Source organism: Demequina flava, from assembly GCF_000975035.1.
In the GTDB taxonomy this organism is placed as follows: domain Bacteria; phylum Actinomycetota; class Actinomycetes; order Actinomycetales; family Demequinaceae; genus Demequina; species Demequina flava.
Genome location: NZ_BBRA01000001.1, coordinates 1,585,818 through 1,605,793 on the forward strand (window position 1 = coordinate 1,585,818; position 19,976 = coordinate 1,605,793).

A 19,976-nucleotide genomic window follows, 5' to 3' on the forward strand; every position below is an offset into this window, starting at 1 on the left:
CTTGCGGGGTTCGACGGTCACGTACCTAGTGTGCCGCGAATCCTGGCAGACTGGTCACTTGACTGCCCGGAAGTGACGCATTCCGCCCTGGTGTAACGGCAGCACGCAGGCCTTTGGAGCCTTGCAGTACAGGTTCGAATCCTGTGGGCGGAGCCACCTGGAGATGGCCGTCTCCCGTCACGTCAAACGTCGCGCCCGGCGTCAGGCGCCTTCGCGCGGCCATGTGGCCGTGGTCACCCAACTAGTGAAGTCTCCCTCGACTCTGGTGTGATGCCGGGGCCACTGCGACCATCGATGCGCGCTCGAGCCGTTCCAACTAACGGACCACTGTTCCATCTAGCGGAATCTCGTGGCACACTATGAGAAGTTCGTGTCAACGCAGATCGACAGAAATGGGAGACGGCGCAATGAGGTTCGCACGCTTTGGTGATGTAGGCGGAGAAGTCCCGGCAGTAGTCGTAGGTGACGAGGTGTTTGATATCTCGGGCTTGACGTCCGACATCGATGGAGAATTCCTCGTTCGCGATGGGTTTGCAACAGTTGCCGCTGCGGTCGCAGCAGGCTCGCTCTCGGCACTGGACGTCAGCGCCAGCCGCATTGGATCTCCGATCGCACGGCCCGGAAAGATCGTGTGCATTGGTCTGAACTACAGCGATCACGCGGCCGAGACCGGCGCAGCGCTCCCGCAAGAGCCCGTGGTGTTCATGAAGGACCCGTCCACGATGGTGGGGCCCTTCGACGAGGTCCTCATTCCTCGCAAGTCTGTCAAGACCGACTGGGAAGTCGAATTGGGTGTCGTCATTGGTCGAACCGCGCGCTACATCGGAGACGATGAGGACCCGCTGTCCTATGTCGCTGGATACGCGGTTTCACACGATGTCTCTGAGCGCGAGTTCCAGCTCGAGCGCGGCGGCCAGTGGGACAAGGGCAAGAGCTGCGAGACGTTCAACCCATTCGGCCCCTACCTGGTGACTCCGGATGAGGTTCCTGACCCGCAGAGGCTGGGTCTGCGTCTTGCCGTCAACGGGCAGCAGCACCAGAATGGCTCGACCTCCAACATGATCTTCGACGTGTCGACTGTGGTGCGCTACCTCAGCCAGTTCATGGTTCTTCACCCAGGGGACGTGATCAACACAGGCACACCTGCCGGTGTCGCGCTCGGTATCGAGGGCAACCCCTACCTGCGTGACGGGGACGTCGTCGAGCTTGAGATCGACGGACTGGGCAGTGCTCGTCAGACGATGAAGCAGGCGTGACCATGTCAAGCGAATTTGAAGGTCTTGTTGCCGTCGTCACCGGCGGCGCGTCGGGGATCGGGCTCGCCACGGCACATGAACTCGCGAGCCGCGGAGCGTCTATCGCTGTTCTGGATGTGAATCCGGCCGTCGATGAACCGTGGCTCGCGGTCGAGGCAGACGTGACCGACACCGAGTCAGTCACGGCAGCGATCGAAACAGTCGCGAACGAGCTCGGCGGCGTAGACATTCTCATCAACAACGCAGGCATCGGTGCTGTGGGATCCGTCGAAGGGCTCGACGATGCCCAGTGGGCGCGTGTGTTTGACGTGAATGTCACTGGAATGGCACGGGTGACATCGGCTGCGCTGCCGTGGTTGCGCCAGTCGTCACATGCTGCAGTCGTCAACACCTGCTCGATCGCGGCGATGAATGGGCTTCCCGATCGCGCTCTCTACAGCGCGTCTAAGGGAGCGGTCATGTCGCTGACCCTGGCGATGGCGACCGATCACGTGCGCGAAGGTATCCGGGTGAACTGTGTCAGCCCAGGCACCGTGTCGACTCCGTGGATTGGTCGGCTTCTTGAGCAGGCTGACGACCCTGTTGCCGAACGCGCGGCACTCGATGCTCGCCAGGCGACGGGCAAGATGGTCGAGCCCGAAGAGGTCGCGCGTGCGATCGCGTATCTCGCGAGCCCGCTGTCGGTTTCGACCGCCGGAACCATCTTGGATGTCGACGGCGGCGTCACGCGCCTGCGCATGCGCCCCGCGAAGGACTGAGGAGCTCTCATGAGGTTGGAGCGTCGTGTGCCGCGGCCGGCGGATCTTGCGCCGTTGATGAGTTTTAAGAAGTTTGAGCGTGACGGTCGTGCGCGTCGTCTTGCGAAGGCTCACACCATCGGTGACCTACGTTCGATTGCGAAACGTCGCACTCCGCAGGGAGCGTTCGACTACACCGATGGCGCTGCCGAGGCGGAACTGTCGTTGGCGCGGGCGCGTCAGGCGTTCTTGGATATCGAGTTCCATCCCGCGATCCTGCGCGACGTGTCTGCCGTGGATACGTCTGTGGAGATTGCTGGTGGGTCCTCCGCGCTTCCGTTTGCGATCGCACCGACTGGGTTTACCCGCATGATGCACTCCGAAGGCGAACGCGCGGGTGCGTCCGCGGCACGCAGCGCGGGGATTCCGTTCTCGCTATCCACCGTCGGCACCACGTCTCCTGAGGGTGTGGCGGAGATGAGTCCTGATGGTCGCAACTGGTTCCAGCTGTATATGCAAAAAGACCGCGACAAGTCCATGGACCTCGTCAACCGCGCAGCCCAATCAGGCTTCGACACGCTTCTGGTGACTGTGGATGTTCCCGTTGCTGGGGCACGCTTGCGCGACTCCTACAACGGCTTCACGATCCCTCCCCAGCTCACTCCTAAGACGGTGCTGAATGCGATTCCGCGCCCGGAGTGGTGGATCAACTTCCTCACCACCGAACCGTTGACGTTCGCATCGCTGTCGGAGTGGGACGGCACCATCGGGGAACTCCTGGACGCACTGTTCGACCCGACCATCACGTTCGAGGACCTGGAGTGGATTCGCGATCAGTGGCCCGGGCAGGTGTTCGTCAAGGGCATCCAGACCGTCGCCGACGCTCGCAAAGTCACCGATCTAGGCGTGGACGGGATCGTGCTGTCCAACCACGGCGGACGCCAACTGGACCGTGCCCCCATCCCCTTCCACCTGCTCCCAGAGGTGCGCAAGGACCTGGGACCGGACGCGCAGATCATTGTGGACACCGGCATCATGTCCGGAGCCGACATCGTCGCGGCCCTGGCCATGGGTGCCGACTTCACCATGATCGGCCGCGCCTACCTGTATGGACTCATGGCAGGAGGACGCGAAGGAGTCGACCGCACCATCGCGATCCTGCGCCAAGAAATCGTGCGCACCATGAAACTCCTCGGCGTCGCCTCAATCAACGAACTCAACCCCGACCACGTCACCCAACTCCAACGCCTTACCCCACGGGGTCGCTAACATGATCGACAGCTCAGGCGGGGCACCCATGAGCGCGGCCGAGAAGACCCTGGTCGTTCTCGAGGCTGCGGTCGGGGCTTCCCGATTCTCTGCGATTGTGGAAGCGACTGAACTTCCGAAGGCGACCGTGCATCGGCTCCTCGGAGAGTTGATTGAACGGGGATTCTTGGTCGCGACTGCTGCGGGCCCGTACCTCCCAGGCCCCACCTTCCTTAACTTGGCAGGCAGGGCCCTCGAGCGAGTAGACATCTCGGCTCTCGCGACCGCACATATTGACGAATTAGCGGAGGCGACGGGCTGTGCCGTTCACCTGGGAGTCCTGAGCGGCGACGAGGTGATCTACATCGCCCGGCGCGACTCTGACAAGCCGTACCGCATGCCCTCGCGCGTGGGCTCCGCGATGCCGCTGCACACCACAGCCATCGGTAAGGCCCTGCTCACCGACTACGACGACATTGCGCTCCGTGCTTATGCGGAACGTTGCCGCCTCACGCCCCGGACGCCGGTCACAATTACCACCCTCGATGCGCTCGCTCGTGAACTTCGCACGTCTCGTGAGCGGGGGTTCACCACGGAGCGCGAGGAAAACGTCCCCGGAGTGACCTGCCTCGCAGCACCGATTCGTGATCACACAGGCGCCGTCAACTATGCGATCTCGCTCTCGACGCTTGCGATCGAGCACAGTCCCGAAGCGCTCGATGAGCTTGCGCCTCACGTCAAGCGAGCAGCGGAGAAGATTTCCGTCGAGTTGGGAAGCCGCCCCTGAGCACGACGGCGCGCGATGTAGCGCACGCGATATGACGGGTGCCGGTGAGCACACAACAGCACTGGTTGCCGGGGCTGAATGCGGAGGAAGTGTGAGATGAAAAGTCGTGAACTTGGCACGACGGGGATCCGCGTGCCTGAACTCAGCTTGGGCGCCGCTCCCTTCGGTGACGTCTATGGCGACACCACGCCTGAGCAACTCGATGACGCTATGGCGGCAGCCCTCACTGCGGGCATGAACCTGATCGACACGTCGCCCTACTACGGTGATACTCGCTCCGAATCGGCGCTGGGCCGCTGTCTTCGAGGCGTAGCCCGCGAGGACTACGTTCTCGCCACCAAATGCGGTCGGCAAGCAGCGGGATGGGATTTCTCTGAAGACGCGATCCGCCGCTCGATTGATGCTTCCCTGGAGCGACTCGGTACCGATCGCCTCGACATCGTCCAGTGTCACGACATCGAAGAAGGCGACATCCGCCAGGTTCGCGACGAGGCGATTCCTGTACTGAGAGACCTCCAGGAGCAGGGTGTGATTGGTGCCTTCGGCGTCACGGGTTACACGCTTGATCTCCTTGAGCAGGTTGCGGTCGAGGAGCAGGTCGGTTCAGTGATGGCGTACTGCACCTATACATTGCAGGACCGCCGCCTGCTCGACGTGGCTGGGCGGCTACGGGAGCGGGGCATCGGTGTCTTCAATGCTTCGCCACTACACATGGGCATTCTGACGGAAAAGGGTGCTCCGGAGTGGAACCCCGCCCACGTAGGCGCTCGTGAAGCCTCCCGCCGTGTGGTGGAACTGTGTCGAGAGGCGGGAACGCGGATCGAGACCGTGGCGTTGCAGTTCGCGCTGGATGTCGCTGAGGACGCAGGTATTTCCACAACTGTGGTGGGGACGGCCAGCGCCGCGAACGTCGATCGCAATGTCGCTGTCGTGGGTTCTGTAGCGGACCGCGCGCTGCTTGAAGCGATTCGCGAAGCGTTCGGTTCCTGGCTGAACGTCGGCTGGGATGTGCCTGCAACCCAGGTGTCGGGCTCGCGCCCGTAGCGCGTAGGGGAGGGCCGATGCTGGGGTTACCCGAGCATCGGCCAAAGACGAGACCTTGTGAAGGCCCGCGAAAACCTGACTAAGCGTCGTTGATGGGGCGCCGGCGAGCCCAGGAGACCTCAATGTGAGTGCGCATAGCTTGGCCAGCTGCCTGCGCGTCGCGCGCGACGACCGCGTCGTACACCGCGCGGTGCTCCGCGATGGTGTGGTGGTGAGCGAACAGCGTCTGATTCCGCTTGAATCGGTCCGAGTTCATCGCGCCCTCCATGAGTGCACGCGTGACGTTTTCTGCGAGGAAGTTGCCCGAGCGGTGCATGATGAAACGGTGGAATGCGCGGTCGGCCTCGCCGAAGGCTTCCACGTCACCGCGGGTGTCCTCCATCGCCTTGAGGTGTGCCGCCAGCGCTTCCACGTCCTCGTCGGTAGCCTGCGCCGCCATCGATGCGGACATCATGGACTCGGTGGCCGCGCGAAGCTCGGAGAAGTTGTCGAGGATGCCGGTCGCCGTGTCGTGTTCGATCAGCACGTCAAGGACGATGGGGTCCAGGACGTTCCACGCCGTACGTTCGCGGATCTCTGTTCCGCGGCCCTGGACCGCGCGCAGGAGGCCCTTCTCCTCGAGACGCTTGACGGACTCGCGAACGACCGTGCGCGAGACGCCAAAGTGATCTGTGAGGTACTGCTCAGGCGGCAGGCTCTCGCCGGGTTGCATCTGGCCGGACACGATGGTCGCGACGATCTCACGCACCACAGCAGTGCCGAGCCGGTCCGTCCTGCGGCGCGGCGGCGTAGCCGGGGGAGTCGACTGCGAATCAAGCGATGTCATCGTTGAACCTTTTCACACCTGGGGATACCTGGGAACTGTATCGGACTACAGCAGTTGACGGCCCGCGCGCGCGGCGCGAACGTGTGGCCCGTTGTGAACGCCCCACTCTTCTGGCTCAACTGCGGACCCCTGGATTTGAACTTCATCCACGGTGAGTCCCGCCCCGGGAGCCTCCCCGAGCACAATTCCGCCATCGGCGACCTCTTCATCCACCGTGATTCCGAAGGGCTGGCCCAGGTGCTGGACCTCGGCGGCCATGTGGTTCGGCACGGCAGCAGCCGCATGCGCCACGGAAGGATTGGCGGTAAGTCCCACGGGTGACACCGGCAGGTGGTGGAAGTGTGCGGCGGCTGCGACGCGCAGGAAGTGCGTGATGCCCCAGTTGGCGCCCGCCTGCACGATGTCGACGGCATCGCTATCGATCAGCGGCGTGAACTGCTCAAGGCCGGTAAGGTTCTCGCCGCTGGCAACAGCAGACTTCAGCGTGGAACTGAGGCGAGCAAGTCCCGTGTAGTCCCAGCGCCGAAGAGGCTCTTCAATCCACGCGAGGTCAACTTCATCGAGGATGCGATCCATGTAGCGGATTGCTTCTTTCAGGTTCCACGACTCGTTGGCGTCGAGCATGAGCGCCGGAGTGTTGCAGTTGCGTTGGAGCGCATCGGACAAGATCCCGAGACGGCGAACGTCGTCGGTGCTTGACGTGCCGCCCTTGAGCTTCCCGCCCGTGAAGCCGCGTTCCGCGAAGTCCATATAGAGGTGGTGGAGCTCCTCATCGGTCAGCCCGTAGTCGAGCCCAGACGCGTAGCCGGGAACCAGGCGGTCCTCCGCGCCAAGCAGTCGCCAGAGCGGTTCACCCGCTGCCTTGGCCTTGATGTCCCATAGTGCGGTGTCGAGGGTTCCGATGGTTCCAAAAACTGCGCCCTGATGGCCCGCCTTGAACGTGTGCGCGAGCATGCTGTCGTACAGCGCCGCGACCGCGCGCGGGTCGCGCCCCTCGATCGCGGGAAAGACGGACTCGATGAGGGCCACTGAGCCGAGAGAGATGCCTTCGATTCCCTCGTCGGTCTCGACGATCACCACGTCGGTGGGAGTCTTTCCCGAGGTGATAATGCCATTGACGTCCCCGATGGGCCGTCCCCAGTCGCGGACGGTGGTCAGGTGACGGTACCCAGTGATCTTCACGTAGGGCCCCTTTCAGTTTCGGCTTCGCCATTGATTCCGACGTACAGAGAGATGATACATCACATGACATGGATGCGTCACTGCGGGTGGAATGGCCGTTTTGTGCGGGAAATCGAAGGTCACTACTTGGTAACGGCGTGTGACAAGTCCTAAGTCGTATGATGTAATGGCATCACCGTCACGGCAGTCCCCGCGGCGAGTCGTCAACGAAGTCGACATATGGAGGAAGACACATGACCACCATCCACAGCATGGCAAAGCGCCGTACGGGCGTTCTGCTGGCCGCTACGGGAATGAGCGCGCTCGTCCTGGCCGGATGTTCTGATTCCGCAGAGTCCGAGGACACTGCCTTTGGTTTCCCCGCTGCCGAGCAGGACGCTGAATCACCCATCACTGTGTGGGTCGACGCTTCCCGCGAGGGCATCGCCCAGGCATTTGCGGATGACAACCCGGACCTGACCGTCAACGTCGAGACCTACGACGGAAACGCCGGAGGCTCAGACACTTTCCGCACCAAGATCGCGTCGTTCGACCAGTCTGGCGAGGGATGGCCCGATGTGGTCTTCTCGTCGCAGACCAACGACACCTCGTGGGCCGGCACGGAACTCAACGGGAACCAGGCATACGCTGCGGTCCTCAACGAGGGCCTCATGGACCAGGAGTACCTCGACGGGTTCACCGAGGGCGCTCTTGACCCCATGACCGTCGACGGCAAGGTCTACGGAGTTCGTAACGACCTCGCACCTGTCGTGACCTACTACGACCAGACCCTCATGGATGAGTTCGGCTACGAGGTTCCGACCACGTGGGAGGAGTACCTCGAGCTCGGTGAACGTCTCGCTGAGGAGCACCCGGGCTACATTCTTGGCTCGGTGGGCGACTCGTTCGTTGGAACGTTTGTCTACTACTTCGGTGCGCAGGCACCTATCTTCCAGGTCGAGGGCAACACCTTCACCTCGGACTTCTCCGACGACTACTCGGTGCGCATGACCGAACTGATCGACACCCTTGTCGACAACGGCACGCTCGTCGACGAGTCCGTGTTCTCTGCGGAGTTCCTCGAGCAGTACGCAGGCAAGATCGTGGCAATGCCCGGACCGGCCTGGTACACCGGAGCTCTCTTCGAGAACCCCGACTCCCTGGCCTATGAGGCAGGCACGCTTGGCGTGGCCAACCCGCTCTACTGGGAAGGCGACGACGAGGTCACCGGTAACGTCGGCGGTGGTGTCTGGTACGGATCCAGCCACTCCACCAACCTCGACGCTGTCGCGAGCTTCCTTGAGTACGTCACGGCCTCGGATGCTGCTCTCGAGTACGCAGGCGGCCTGCCCGCGTACCAGTCGGTTGCAGACTCCTGGCTCGAGACCCAGTCGGAGTCCGGCTTCTACGGCGGCGACTTCGCTGGCGCGATGACCAAGGCTGCAGGCTCGATCTGGAGCGGATGGGGCTACCCCTCCTTCAGTGCTGAGACCGCATATGCCAACATCGTGGTCCCGGCACTGGCCGCAGGCGAGCCTGTCTCGTCAGTGACCGACGCCTGGCAAGAGGAATACCTGAACCAGGCACAGGTTCAGGGCTACGACGCCCCCTAACTGGAGTCAACGTTGACCACCACCGCAACCCCTGTGGCTGAGCGCTCCGGCGCTCGGCCGCAGGGGAGTACCCCCAAGTCCCGCAAGCGTCCTGTCAGCGAGACAACCCGCCAGCAGGCGCGCATGGGCCGAGTCTTCATCAGCCTCTATACGGCGCTCCTGGTCGTGTTTGGCCTCGCACCCGCGCTGTACGCGTTGGTGCTGGCATTCACGGATGAGGCCGGATTCGCTGGATTCGACAACTTCATCGGGATCTTCAACGACTACCGCTTCTGGCCCGCCGTCACGAATGTGGCGTCGTTCCTGGCGCTGTGGCTCGTGGTCCAGACGGTCTTTGTGGTCCTGCTGGCGCTGATCGTCCACCAGATTTCCGTGCGGTGGATCGGCGCGGTGGCGCGTTTCGTCTATTACATTCCGGGCGCTTTTGCCGGAGCGGCCTCCGTCATGGTGTGGCTGTTCCTGCTCGACCCCGCCGTCAGCCCCGTCTCTGGGCTGCTGACATCCATGGGCTTCGACAGCTTTGTTCAGACGGTCGAGCAGGGCAACCTGCCGTGGATCTTCATGATCATCGCGTTCTGGACGGGCGCCGGCCAGTGGATCGTCATCATGTACGGCGCACTCAATGGCATCAACCCCGAGGTCATCGAGGCTGCGCGCGTCGACGGTGCGGGCATCTTCCACACCGCAGTGAAGGTTCAGATCCCGCTGCTCAAGAAGTGGATCGCCTACATGGCAGTGATGTGCCTGGCAGCCGGCGCACAGCTATTTGTCGAGCCTCGTGTCTTGTCTCAGGCTTCCAAGGGCGTGGTTCCCGAGGACTACTCGCTCAACCAGCTCGTCTATCTCTACGCCTTCCGACAGGGCGACTATCACGGCTCCGCAGCGCTCTCGATCATGCTGCTCGTGGTTTCGCTTCTGCTCGCATCGGTCTTCGTCTTCAAGGGAGGACTCTTTGACCGCGACTGACACCGCCGTCCGTAGCGCTCGAGCCAATGGCTGGGCGCGAGCAAAGCAGCTCGGACCGCGCGAATGGCTGACCCGGATCTTCTTCCTGGCCGTGGCGATCTTCTTCGCCCTGTTCTTCCTTGTCCCGATTGCATGGCTGCTCTTGGCTCCCACCAAGACTCAGCGCGAACTCCTCCTTGAGGATCCGTTCAGCGTCGGAACGTGGGACACCCTCGTGGCGAACTTCGAGTCTCTCTCGGCCTACCAAAACGGCATCATCTGGGAGTCGATCGGCAACTCGGCGCTGTACGCCGGTGGAGCGCTCATCATCACCTTGGTGGCGTCCATTCCCGCGGGCTACGCGCTGGCTCTGATCGACTTCAAGGGTCGTGCGCTGCTGTTGACCACCACGCTCGTCGTGATGCTGATTCCCAATACCGCGCTCGTGTTGCCGGTCTTCTTGGAGATGAGCGCGCTGGGCCTGGTCGGCACCGCGTGGTCGGTGATTCTGCCGTTCTCGTTCTTCCCGTTCGGGGTGTACCTCACGTACATCTACTTCTCGACAACTGTGTCAAAGGACCTCCTCAACGCCGCGCGCATCGATGGCGCAGGGGAGTTCAAGGTGTTCTGGTTGGTCGCCATGCCACTGGCGAAGCCCGTCATCGCGCTTGTCGGGTTCTTCTCGCTGGTGCAGAACTGGAACAACTACTTCCTGCCCTTCTTCATGGTCAACGGGCGCGACTACCCGGTTCAGGTGCGCATCACAGAGATGCTCGCCAACGTGCCTGCCTTTAACCCCACGTCCTCGTCGTCCGTGGTGGTGGAGTTCCCGGTCTTGGCGCTTGCGACCTTGCTGTCCGTGACTCCCGTCCTGCTGGTGTTCTTGTTCTCGCAGCGGTTCTTGGTGTCCGGAATGACAGCTGGTGGCCTCAAGGGGTGATCTCCCGCAGTGACCACTGTCGTGTCCGGTGTGCGTTGTCCTCTCCTCACAACGAACCGGTCACGAGCCGACGCGCCGCACACAGTGCCCTCTACGGGCGCAGTGGGCGCCGCGTCGTTGTCGTCTCTGGTGGGATGACTTGCGATGGGTTCGCGTGATCCGGGCCGATGCTGGGGACGCGTGAGGCCTCGCACGGCAGGTAGAGTGGTCCTCACCAACCAACGCAGCCACGTGAAGGGGGTCCGGTGAGTCGGATTCGACCCGCCGCCGTGATGATTCTCGCGGCCGGGGCAGGCACTCGGATGAAGTCCGCCACCCCAAAGGTGTTGCACCCCATTGCAGGGCGCTCCCTCGTGGGGCACGCTCTCACCGCCGCCGCGCAACTTGACCCTGAACGGATCGTTGTTGTGGTGCGGCATGAGAAGGAGCGCGTCGCGGCGCATATCCACGAGATTGCGCCCAACGCTCTGCTGGCTGACCAGGACGAGATCCCTGGGACCGGCCGCGCCGTCTACTGCGGACTTTCCGCTCTCGATGCCACCGCTGTGGCCGCTCAGGTTGCTGCAGGCGCCGTCGGCGATACCGCGGTGCTCGACACTCAGGTTGAAGGCGCGATCGTCGTCACCAGCGGCGACGTGCCGCTCGTTGACGCCGAGCTCCTCGGTCAGTTGCTGGACGCCCACGCAAACGCAGGCGCAGCCGTCACCGTACTGAGCGCACAGGTCGACGACCCCACCGGCTACGGGCGCATCGTCCGCGACGCCGGCAGCGGCGAGGTTGTCGAGATCGTTGAGCACAAGGACGCTTCGCAAGAGCAGCGTGAGATCGACGAGATTAACTCCGGCATCTACGTGTTCGACGCAGCGGCCCTGCGCGGCGCAGTCGCACAGCTCGACCAGAACAACGCTCAGGGCGAGATGTACCTGCCGGACGTCATCGCGATCGCGCGCCGCGAGGGTGGTCGTATCCACCCCTTCATCGCGCCGGACGCCGGCTCGGTCGAGGGAGTGAACGACCGCGTTCAACTCGCCCAGCTGGGTCGCATTATGAACGACCGCATCGTCGAACACTGGATGCGCGAGGGCGTGACGGTGGTCGACCCCACCACCACGTGGATCGACGCGGACGTCCACCTTGCTCCCGACGTGACGATCCTTCCGGGCACTCAGCTTCACGGCGAAACGCAGATCGCGTCCGGCGCCACGGTTGGCCCCGACACCACGCTCACCGACGTGCAGGTGGGGGCAGGCGCCTCCGTCATCCGTACCCACGGCTCGAAGTCCATCATTGATGAAGATGCGACTGTCGGGCCTTTTTCGTATCTACGCCCCGGTACGCACCTCGGAGCGGACGGCAAGATCGGCGCCTTCGTCGAAACGAAGAACGCTTCGATCGGTGCCCACTCCAAGGTGCCGCACCTCAGCTACGTAGGCGATGCGAGCATCGGCGAATATTCCAACATCGGTGCCGCCACCATCTTCGTCAACTTCGATGGAGTGGACAAGCACCACTCCACGATCGGAAGCCACGCTCGCATTGGCTCCGACAACTCTCTAATCGCGCCCGTCAACATTGGTGACGGCGCATACACGGGCGCGGGCGCGGTAATCCGCCGCGATGTGCCCGCCGGCGCCCTGGGACGCAACAGTTCGCCCCAGCAGGTCGTTGAAGGATGGGTGCTGAAGCGCCGTCCTGGCACCCCCTCAGCCGCAGCAGCGCACGAGGCGCTGCGCAGTAACGATGATGGTTTGTCGGAGGGTGCTCGTGCAGAGCGCGCTGCCGCCAATGAGACCGAAGGAGAGTCATGAGCTCAGAGATCTCGCACGCGAGCGAGAAGCGGATGGTCCTGGCCGGAGGCCGGGCACACCCGGAGCTCGCGCAGGCGGTAGCCGAGGAAATGGGGATCGAACTGCTCCCCACGACCGCATATACCTTCGCCAATGGCGAGTTGTATGTGCGTTTCGGTGAGTCGGTGCGTGGAGCGGACGCCTTCGTCCTGCAGTCCCACGCGGCCCCGATCAACGAGTCGATCATGGAGCAGCTCATCATGGTGGACGCCCTCAAGCGGGCCTCCGCCAAGCGCGTCACCGTGATCATGCCTTGCTACGGCTACGCACGCCAGGACAAGAAGCACAAGGGCCGCGAGCCCATCTCCGCGCGCCTGATGGCGGACCTGTTCAAGACCGCTGGCGCCGACCGCATCATGTCCGTTGACCTGCACACGTCGCAGATCCAGGGCTTCTTCGACGGCCCCGTGGACCACCTGTGGGCCATGCCGCTGCTCGCGCAGTACGTGCGTACCCGCGTCGCTCCGGACAACCTGACGATTGTCTCGCCCGACGCCGGTCGCGTCCGCCTTGCGGATCAGTGGTCCGACTACCTTGGCGCCCCGCTGGCCATTATTCACAAGCGTCGCGACCCCTCGGTGCCAAACCAGGTCAAGGTCCACGAGCTCGTCGGTGAAGTTGAAGGCCGCACGTGTGTGCTGGTCGACGACATGATCGACACCGGCGGCACCATCGTGCAGGCCGCTGAGGCGCTGTTCGAGAACGGTGCAAAGGACGTCATCGTGACCTCGACGCACGGACTTCTGTCCGGGCCCGCGGTCGAGCGCCTGCGCGACTCCGGCGTCACCGAGGTCGTCATCACCGACACCTTGCCTATCGACGACGAAAAGCGCTTCGACAAGCTCACGGTGCTGTCGATCGCCCCGCTGCTGGCCCGCGCCATCCGCGAGGTCTTCGACGACGGTTCGGTCACGAGCCTGTTCCAGGGCAACGTTTAGCGAGAACTTTGGGCGGCCGGTGAGCCGCCGTACGGTGAGGGCCGATGCTTGGGGTTACCCAAGCATCGGCCCTTTCGCTCTGCCTGTGGTGAGGCTCGCTACGTGATTGACGGAGCGCTGTCAGTGGCGCCCACCACGCGTTCGGCCGATTCGCGCAAGGGGATCCAGTTCCAGGCGATCAGCGCACACGTGGTGCCGACGACGAACCCTGCGATGACATCGGTCGGGTGGTGCATGCCGCGGTACACCCGCGACAGCCCAACGCCGAGCGGCGCGGCGACGCACACGATCTGGACCGAGACGCGAAGTCCCGTGTGACGAATGCGCGTGGCGCACAACGCGACGGCGATGTAGACGGCCGTCGATGCGCCGGTGTGGCCACTCGGGAAGCTCGACGTGGGGGGAGCGTGGTCGAGCTGCTCGACTTCGGGGCGCGATCGGCCCACGACCAGCGAGGCCGTGAGAAAGACCAGTGCCTCGACGCCGAGCGCGATGGCAGGAACGACAGCAAGCCACCACTGGCGTGACTGCCACCATATGAAGGCGACGATGACCAGACACGTCGCCATGAGGACTTGGGTGTTTCCGAGTTCGGAGACAACCGTGGTGATGCCGTTAAGCGAATCTGTGCGGATATCGACGACGGACTCATTGATAGCCGACTCGTCGATTCCGATGACGTCGACGAGCAGATAGCCCGTGCCTACGACCGCGACCCACAGGATCGCGGCAGGGAAGAGGACGCGACGCACAAGGCCGCGACCCACTTCAGAGCGTGTGGGCGCAACTGTTCCAGGACCTGGTCCGATCATGGGTCACATCCGGGCGTAGCGGGCGCGGATGAAGGAGTACAGCCCGTAGGCCGCGAATCCCACACCGACGACTGCGACGATGATCTGGCCTCCGGGGAGGTCAAGAAGGCTCTTGATGGCGCCGTCGAGTCCCTCTGCGTCATCGGGGTCCGCGGTCACCGCTGAGTAGGTGAAGAGGACGCCCACGACGGACAGGGCGATGCCCTTGGCGACGTAGCCGGTGGTGCCGAGTCCGTGGACCATGCGGGTCGAGCCGCTGGGCACGCTCTTGAGGTCCTCCATGTACTTTTTGCGCAGGCCCTTCACGACGTGGAACACGCCAGCGACGAGGATGCCGATTCCAATCGCGCCCACGATGAACTGGCCGCCGGGCCAACCCAGCACCTTGGCGACGATGCCCTGCGCCTGCGAGTCGCCGCCGCCGCTCGAGGAGCCCATGGCGATGGACGCGGACGTGAACGCGAGGACGAGGTAGACACCCGCCTTGGCGAGCGCCTTGACGCGGTCTTTCGCGCTGTCGTGCGACCGCAGGCCGTCGGCGAGCTGCCACAGGCCAAGTGCTGCGAAAGCAATCACGGCCACCCACAGGATGATCATTCCGAAGCTGTTGTCGCTGAGGCTTGAGAGCGCTTGGCTCGAACTGGCCTCTTCGCCTCCTGAACTGAAAGCGATCTGCGCGATGAGGAAGCCGAGCATCAGGTGGAGAACTCCGGAGACGGCATACCCAGCGCGGGCACCCTTCTCCCAGACGTCTCCTGTATTGCCCTGCTTCATGGACGATGCAGATGTACTCATGCTTACTGTCAACCGCTCTTGGTGTGGGCTCATTCCCCGCCGCGGTGTGGTTGTGGACTGCAGGCGCTGGTTTTCCAGGCAGTTTGTTGCGGGGAAACGGGCGGCGCGACCGTCGGGTAGACTGGCGGGGTTCCATGGCGAGGCTGGACCTTCAAGGTGCTGGCGTTATCGACACGGCGGTGTGATGTTTGATGCCTGCCTTGCCTGGCTCCACATACCGAATCTCTCAAGGAGAAGCCCATGGCTGACAAGCTCAAGCTCGCCGCTCAGACCCGTACCGACTTCGGGAAGGGCGCGGCACGCCGCACCCGTATGGCCGACCTCATCCCCGCCGTTCTTTACGGCCACGGTGAGGCACCCGCACACCTTACTCTTCCCGGCCACGACACCATGATGGCGCTGAAGAACCCCAACGCCCTGCTCACCATCGTGATCGATGGCGAAGAGGACCAGCTCGCCGTCGCCAAGGACGTGCAGCGCAACCCCATCAAGCGCACCATCGACCACGTTGACCTGCTCATCGTGAAGAAGGGCGAGAAGATCACCGTCGACGTGCCCGTTCACGTCGAGGGCGAGTCCGCACCCGGAACCATCCACGTGCTCGAGAACTCGTCGCTGCAGATCCTGGCCGAGGCCACGCACCTGCCCGAGTACCTCACCGTCGACATCGAGGGTATGGAAGAGGGCGACAAGAAGCTCGCTTCCGACCTCGAGCTGCCCAAGGGCTCCGAGCTGGCCGGCGACCCCGAGCAGCTCATCATCCACATCTCCGTGCCGCGCACCGCTGCTGAGGATGAGCCCGAGACCGCTGAGGCTGCTGCCGAGGGCGAAGCCACTGAGGCAGAGGGCGAAAGCGACGACAACTAAGTCGCACCCTCTCTTTCACAACGCGCCCGTCACCGATGGTGGCGGGCGCGTTGCGTTTCGCGGGACACTAAGGGCTAACGAAAGGGACTGACACGTGAGCGCATTGATCGTGGGGCTGGGAAATCCAGGCGACGAGTACGCGGGTACCCGCCACAACATCGGCCAGATGGTCGCCGACGAGTTGGCCTCCCGTTCGGGCACGGCGCTTGGCGTCCACAGGAAGACCCGCACGCGCGCCGCGACTGTCCGGATTGGCGGCGGCCCCGCGACCGTGGCGGTGCCTATGTCCTACATGAACGTCTCCGGCGGCCCGGTGTCGGCGCTCGCGAAGTATCAGTCCGTTGAGCCGCAGGACGTCATCGTGGTCCACGACGATCTCGACATCCCCTTTGGCGCCGTCAAGCTCAAGCGTGGTGGCGGCTCCGGTGGCCACAACGGTCTGAAGGACATCACCAAGGCCCTTGGAGGTCCCGATTATGTGCGTGTGCGCGTGGGAGTAGGGCGCCCGCCGGGCCGCATGGAGGCGGCCGCGTTTGTGCTTAAGCCATTCTCGGCGGCCGAGCGTAAAGAGCTAGATCTGTTGATCTCGCTCGCGGCCGATGCTGCCGAGGCCGTCGTCGTCGACGGGCTTGAGTCGGCGCAGCAGGAGTTCCACTCGCCGCGTGCGTGAGCGGCGGCCGCGCGTTTCCGCCGTGTAAATCTCTGCCCGGGAATGGACAACCCCCCTGGGTGCGTCACTACTATCGAAACGGTAGTGCCGTAGACGACCGCGTCTGCGTTCCGTCCGTGCCCGTCCCCCAATCTAGGGAGCCAGCATGACCGCTCAGTGGACCATTCCTCCAGCCTCCAGCCGCACGTACGGTGCCGCACTGTTTGATCTCGATGGGGTGCTGACTCCCACGGCCGAGGTGCACATGAAGGCCTGGGCCGCCATGTTCACCGAGTACTTCACGCGTCACGGCATCACGCCGGCCTATACCGACCATGACTACTACGCCTACGTCGACGGCAAGCCGCGTTACGACGGAGTCGACGCTTGCCTGCGCTCTCGCGGCGTTGAACTGCCCTGGGGCGACCCGAGCGACGCGCCAGGCGCGGAGACCGTGTGCGGTATCGGCAACGTGAAGAACGACGCGTTCATGGCAGTGCTGAATGCAGAGGGTGTGGCGCCGTATCCGGGGTCCGCGCGCTTGGTGCAGCACTTGCGGTCGATCGGCGTGCCAGTCGCGGTCGTGTCGAGTTCACGCAACGCGCCGCAGGTTCTTGCCGCCGCGGGCCTCGCGCCCCAGTTCGAGGTTGTCGTGGACGGCAACACCGTGGCGACCGAGGGGATTGCCGGAAAGCCCGCGCCAGACATGTTTGAGCTGGCAGCCAAGCGCCTAGGAGTCGCTACGGCCGATGCTGTGGTCATCGAAGATGCTCACTCCGGTGTGCAGGCCGGTGCAGCAGGCGACTTTGCTCTCGTGGTCGGGGTAGACCGGGGCGCAGGAGCGCAGGCGCTGCTCGACAGCGGCGCTGAGATCGTAGTGAACGACCTTGAGGAGCTGATGTGATGAAGGCCGCCCAGCCACGCGGATTCGACGAGTTGCACCCCGACTACATGGACCGGCTCCGTTTTCCGGTGGATCCGTGGCGCCTGGTGGAGACGGAGTTCTCGAAGGACGACCTCGGTGTCACCGAGACGCTGTTCGCCGTCGCCAACGGCTACTTGGGGCTACGTGGCAACGTCGAGGACGGGCACGATGCCCACGCCCATGGAACGTTCATCAACGGCTTCCACGAGACGTGGGACATCCGGCACGCGGAAGAGGCCTACGGCTTCGCCCGCACCGGACAAACAATCGCCAATGTGCCGGACTCCAAGATCATCCGCCTGTACGTCAACGACGAGCCGCTGTTGCTGTCGACGGCAGACCTGATCGAATACGAGCGCGTCCTCGACATGCGCGAGGGCATCCTCACCCGCGAGCTTTTGTGGCGCACGCCATCCGGAAACCGTGTGCGGGTGCGCTCACAGCGCATGGTGTCGTTCTCGCAGCGTCACCTCGCCGTGATGACGTACGAGGTCGAGCTGCTCGACAAGGCCGCGCCCATCGCCGTCTCTTCGCAGCTGCTTAACCGCCAGGCAGGACTCGACGAGTACCGCGCGACGCCGGTCCGCGAAGGCATGGCGGACCCCCGCAAGGCGAACAACCTCGAGGACCGCGTCCTGGAGCCGCGCATCCAGCACGCCGACGATGGCCGCGTGGTCCTTGGGTACAAGGCCGCGAATTCTGGGATGACTCTCGCTGCTGCGATGGAGCACACCATTGACTTCGACGGTGAGTACGACCGGGTGGACGAGGTAGACCCGGACTACGCCAAGCACGTCTTCCGTGCGCGTGCCGAACCAGGTCAGGTCTTCACGCTGACCAAGGTCGTCAGCTATCACACGTCCCGCCTGGTGCCCCCGCGCGAGCTCGCGGACCGCTGCCACCGCACCCTAGACCGCGTCCGGCAAGAGGGTGTCGAGAAGCAGTTCGAGCAGCAGCGCGAGTGGATGAAGGACTTCTGGAACCGCTCGGACGTCGAGATCGAGGGTCACGACGACACGCAGCAGGCGGTGAGGTGGAATCTGTTCCAGCTCGCCCAGGCTGCTGCCCGTGGGGACGGCTTTGGGGTTCCCGCGAAGGGGCTCACTGGTTCTGGTTACGGCGGTCACTACTTCTGGGACTCCGAGGTTTACGTGATGCCGTTCTTCACGTACACCTCACCGATCATCGCTCGCAACGCGCTGCGCTATCGCTACCAGATGCTCCCCGCGGCACGCCGCCGCGCGGGCGAACTCGCCCAGCACGGCGCTCTCTATCCGTGGCGCACCATCAACGGCGAGGAAGCATCGGCCTACTACGCCGCGGGCACCGCGCAGTATCACATCGATGCAGACATCTCTTATGCGATCGACAAGTACGTGCGCGCCACCGGGGACGACGAGTTCCTGGCTCGCAACGGCATCGACATCCTGGTCGAAACCGCGCGTATGTGGGCGGACCTGGGCTTTTGGCGCAAAGTCGAAGGCAAGGGCGAGTCGTTCCGCATCCACGGCGTGACCGGTCCAGACGAGTACACGACTGTCGTGAACGACAATCTGTACACGAACGTCATGGCGCGGTTTAACCTGCGCTGTGCAGCATCGGCCGTGCACAAACTTCGGGACCGCTGGCCCGAGCAGCACGACAAGATGATGGCGCGCCTGAACCTCACGAGCGATGAGGTGGATGAATGGACTCGCGCGGCCGATGGCATGGCCGTGCTGTGGGATGACCTTCTCGGGATTCACCCGCAAGACGCACTCTTCAACGAGCGCGAGGTGTGGGATCTGGCGAACACGCCACCGGAGCAGCGTCCGCTGCTGCTGCACTTCCACCCGCTGGTGATCTACCGCTTCCAGGTCTTGAAGCAGGCCGACGTTGTCCTCGCGCTGTTCCTGCAAGGTGAGCACTTCACGCCCGAAGAGAAGCGCAAGGACTTCGAGTACTACGACCCGATCACGACGGGCGACTCGACGCTCTCCGGCGTTGTGCAGTCGATCATCGCGGCCGAGGTTGGCTATCACGAGCTTGCGCTCAAGTACTTCTGGGACAGCCTCTACGTTGACCTGGGCGATCTGCACGCGAATGCCTCGGACGGCGTGCACACCGCGTCCACGGGCGGCGTGTGGTCATCCCTGGTTTACGGCTTTGGTGGCTTCCGCGATTACGGCGACGTGTTGCGGTTCGACCCGCGGCTGCCCGAGGACTGGCAGTCGCTGACCTTCCGCCTCACGCAGCGCGGCACGCGCGTCAAGGTGACGGTGCGTGAGGCGTCGATCTCGTTCACCATCGAGGAAGGGCCTGGTCTCACCGTGGACGTCCGCGGCGAGCGCCACAGCCTCACGCAGTTGTCCGAGCTCGAGGTGCCACTCGACGGCCAGGGGGAGCGCATCCCCGGCGAGCCCGATGCCGCGGCCTTCCACGGCACCGTGCGCGCAGACGGCACGGTCATTACGCCGTCGTTGCCTTCTTCCGTGACGGAGACCACCGAGATGGAACTTCCGGAAGAGAATCAGCTACGCACCGAGGGAAGCTAGCGCGGGATCCGCGTCGCGCGGTGTGCAGTGTGCGCACTGTGCGACGCGGAAG

The 19,976-nt window shown here is 63.8% G+C and carries 18 protein-coding genes and 1 tRNA gene; 15 read left to right on the top strand and 4 right to left on the bottom strand.

Annotated elements, in window-relative coordinates; translation table 11 throughout:
• Window positions 1-81: 81 nt before the first annotated feature.
• From AOP74_RS07430 to AOP74_RS07455, 6 genes are all read left to right on the top strand, one after another.
• A tRNA-Gln gene (locus AOP74_RS07430) sits at window positions 82-156 on the top strand.
• A gap of 251 nt (window positions 157-407) precedes the next feature.
• Entirely contained in the window at window positions 408-1,256 is an 849-nt protein-coding gene (locus AOP74_RS07435) for a fumarylacetoacetate hydrolase family protein (protein ID WP_061961951.1), read from the top strand.
• Window positions 1,257-1,258: 2 nt separating this feature from the next.
• The gene (locus AOP74_RS07440; RefSeq protein WP_061961950.1) at window positions 1,259-2,014 is read left to right on the top strand and encodes an SDR family NAD(P)-dependent oxidoreductase; all 756 of its coding nucleotides are present in this window, start codon (window positions 1,259-1,261) and stop codon (window positions 2,012-2,014) included.
• A 9-nt stretch (window positions 2,015-2,023) separates the two neighbouring features.
• A complete protein-coding gene (locus AOP74_RS07445) occupies window positions 2,024-3,262 on the top strand; it encodes an alpha-hydroxy acid oxidase (protein WP_152649214.1) in 1,239 nt (412 codons plus the stop codon).
• Window positions 3,263-3,290: 28 nt separating this feature from the next.
• Complete coding sequence (locus tag AOP74_RS07450) at window positions 3,291-4,028, top strand: IclR family transcriptional regulator (protein ID WP_160297469.1); 738 nt, start codon at window positions 3,291-3,293, stop codon at window positions 4,026-4,028.
• 96 nt (window positions 4,029-4,124) lie between these two features.
• Window positions 4,125-5,072, top strand: a complete 948-nt coding sequence (locus tag AOP74_RS07455) for an aldo/keto reductase (protein WP_061961653.1) — start codon at window positions 4,125-4,127, stop codon at window positions 5,070-5,072.
• A gap of 79 nt (window positions 5,073-5,151) precedes the next feature.
• Here the strand turns inward: AOP74_RS07455 and AOP74_RS07460 are convergent, their stop codons facing one another.
• Both AOP74_RS07460 and AOP74_RS07465 read right to left on the bottom strand, forming a co-directional pair.
• On the bottom strand, window positions 5,152-5,898 hold the full coding sequence (locus AOP74_RS07460) for a FadR/GntR family transcriptional regulator (RefSeq protein ID WP_082096098.1): 747 nt from the start codon (window positions 5,896-5,898) through the stop codon (window positions 5,152-5,154).
• A 45-nt stretch (window positions 5,899-5,943) separates the two neighbouring features.
• The gene (locus AOP74_RS07465; RefSeq protein WP_061961655.1) at window positions 5,944-7,080 is read right to left on the bottom strand and encodes a mandelate racemase/muconate lactonizing enzyme family protein; all 1,137 of its coding nucleotides are present in this window, start codon (window positions 7,078-7,080) and stop codon (window positions 5,944-5,946) included.
• Between the two features lie 251 nt (window positions 7,081-7,331).
• Between AOP74_RS07465 and AOP74_RS07470 the strand changes: the two genes are divergently transcribed.
• From AOP74_RS07470 to AOP74_RS07490, 5 genes are all read left to right on the top strand, one after another.
• Window positions 7,332-8,672, top strand: a complete 1,341-nt coding sequence (locus tag AOP74_RS07470; RefSeq protein ID WP_236683748.1) for an ABC transporter substrate-binding protein — start codon at window positions 7,332-7,334, stop codon at window positions 8,670-8,672.
• Between the two features lie 12 nt (window positions 8,673-8,684).
• Window positions 8,685-9,638 carry a carbohydrate ABC transporter permease gene (locus AOP74_RS07475; protein ID WP_236683749.1) on the top strand — a complete coding sequence of 318 codons (954 nt, stop codon included), beginning with the start codon at window positions 8,685-8,687 and terminating at the stop codon, window positions 9,636-9,638.
• Window positions 9,625-10,557, top strand: coding sequence for a carbohydrate ABC transporter permease (locus AOP74_RS07480; protein ID WP_236683750.1), 933 nt, complete (start codon window positions 9,625-9,627; stop codon window positions 10,555-10,557). The genes AOP74_RS07475 and AOP74_RS07480 overlap by 14 nt, the downstream gene beginning before the upstream one ends.
• 245 nt (window positions 10,558-10,802) lie before the next feature.
• The gene (gene glmU / locus AOP74_RS07485; RefSeq protein ID WP_082096104.1) at window positions 10,803-12,365 is read left to right on the top strand and encodes a bifunctional UDP-N-acetylglucosamine diphosphorylase/glucosamine-1-phosphate N-acetyltransferase GlmU; all 1,563 of its coding nucleotides are present in this window, start codon (window positions 10,803-10,805) and stop codon (window positions 12,363-12,365) included.
• Entirely contained in the window at window positions 12,362-13,342 is a 981-nt protein-coding gene (locus tag AOP74_RS07490; protein ID WP_061961658.1) for a ribose-phosphate diphosphokinase, read from the top strand. The genes glmU and AOP74_RS07490 overlap by 4 nt, the downstream gene beginning before the upstream one ends.
• Before the next feature lie 98 nt (window positions 13,343-13,440).
• Here AOP74_RS07490 and AOP74_RS07495 read toward each other — a convergent pair whose 3' ends face one another.
• Both AOP74_RS07495 and AOP74_RS07500 read right to left on the bottom strand, forming a co-directional pair.
• On the bottom strand, window positions 13,441-14,154 hold the full coding sequence (locus tag AOP74_RS07495) for a phosphatase PAP2 family protein (protein ID WP_061961659.1): 714 nt from the start codon (window positions 14,152-14,154) through the stop codon (window positions 13,441-13,443).
• A 3-nt stretch (window positions 14,155-14,157) separates the two neighbouring features.
• Window positions 14,158-14,949: a DUF1206 domain-containing protein gene (locus tag AOP74_RS07500; protein WP_160297470.1), complete on the bottom strand. Its 792-nt coding sequence runs from the start codon at window positions 14,947-14,949 to the stop codon at window positions 14,158-14,160.
• A gap of 240 nt (window positions 14,950-15,189) precedes the next feature.
• Here AOP74_RS07500 and AOP74_RS07505 point away from each other — a divergent pair, with 240 nt between their 5' ends.
• The 4 genes from AOP74_RS07505 to AOP74_RS07520 all read left to right on the top strand — a co-directional run bounded on the left by AOP74_RS07505 (window position 15,190) and on the right by AOP74_RS07520 (window position 19,924).
• Complete coding sequence (locus AOP74_RS07505; RefSeq protein WP_061961661.1) at window positions 15,190-15,816, top strand: 50S ribosomal protein L25/general stress protein Ctc; 627 nt, start codon at window positions 15,190-15,192, stop codon at window positions 15,814-15,816.
• A 103-nt stretch (window positions 15,817-15,919) separates the two neighbouring features.
• A complete protein-coding gene (gene pth, locus AOP74_RS07510; protein WP_061961955.1) occupies window positions 15,920-16,486 on the top strand; it encodes an aminoacyl-tRNA hydrolase in 567 nt (188 codons plus the stop codon).
• 145 nt (window positions 16,487-16,631) lie between these two features.
• Window positions 16,632-17,369 carry an HAD family hydrolase gene (locus tag AOP74_RS07515; RefSeq protein ID WP_061961662.1) on the top strand — a complete coding sequence of 246 codons (738 nt, stop codon included), beginning with the start codon at window positions 16,632-16,634 and terminating at the stop codon, window positions 17,367-17,369.
• The gene (locus AOP74_RS07520) at window positions 17,369-19,924 is read left to right on the top strand and encodes a glycoside hydrolase family 65 protein (protein WP_061961663.1); all 2,556 of its coding nucleotides are present in this window, start codon (window positions 17,369-17,371) and stop codon (window positions 19,922-19,924) included. The genes AOP74_RS07515 and AOP74_RS07520 overlap by 1 nt, the downstream gene beginning before the upstream one ends.
• Window positions 19,925-19,976: the final 52 nt, after the last annotated feature.

Excerpts from the sequence above, each read along its gene's own strand:
- AOP74_RS07435 (WP_061961951.1), top strand. The coding sequence starts at position 408 with ATGAGGTTCGCACGCTTTGGTGATGTAGGCGGAGAAGTCCCGGCAGTA.
- AOP74_RS07440 (WP_061961950.1), top strand. The coding sequence starts at position 1,259 with ATGTCAAGCGAATTTGAAGGTCTTGTTGCCGTCGTCACCGGCGGCGCG.
- AOP74_RS07445 (WP_152649214.1), top strand. The coding sequence starts at position 2,024 with ATGAGGTTGGAGCGTCGTGTGCCGCGGCCGGCGGATCTTGCGCCGTTG.
- AOP74_RS07450 (WP_160297469.1), top strand. The coding sequence starts at position 3,291 with ATGAGCGCGGCCGAGAAGACCCTGGTCGTTCTCGAGGCTGCGGTCGGG.
- AOP74_RS07455 (WP_061961653.1), top strand. The coding sequence starts at position 4,125 with ATGAAAAGTCGTGAACTTGGCACGACGGGGATCCGCGTGCCTGAACTC.
- AOP74_RS07460 (WP_082096098.1), bottom strand. The coding sequence starts at position 5,898 with ATGACATCGCTTGATTCGCAGTCGACTCCCCCGGCTACGCCGCCGCGC.
- AOP74_RS07470 (WP_236683748.1), top strand. The coding sequence starts at position 7,332 with ATGGCAAAGCGCCGTACGGGCGTTCTGCTGGCCGCTACGGGAATGAGC.
- AOP74_RS07490 (WP_061961658.1), top strand. The coding sequence starts at position 12,362 with ATGAGCTCAGAGATCTCGCACGCGAGCGAGAAGCGGATGGTCCTGGCC.
- AOP74_RS07495 (WP_061961659.1), bottom strand. The coding sequence starts at position 14,154 with ATGATCGGACCAGGTCCTGGAACAGTTGCGCCCACACGCTCTGAAGTG.
- AOP74_RS07500 (WP_160297470.1), bottom strand. The coding sequence starts at position 14,949 with ATGAGTACATCTGCATCGTCCATGAAGCAGGGCAATACAGGAGACGTC.
- AOP74_RS07505 (WP_061961661.1), top strand. The coding sequence starts at position 15,190 with ATGGCTGACAAGCTCAAGCTCGCCGCTCAGACCCGTACCGACTTCGGG.
- AOP74_RS07515 (WP_061961662.1), top strand. The coding sequence starts at position 16,632 with ATGACCGCTCAGTGGACCATTCCTCCAGCCTCCAGCCGCACGTACGGT.
- AOP74_RS07520 (WP_061961663.1), top strand. The coding sequence starts at position 17,369 with ATGAAGGCCGCCCAGCCACGCGGATTCGACGAGTTGCACCCCGACTAC.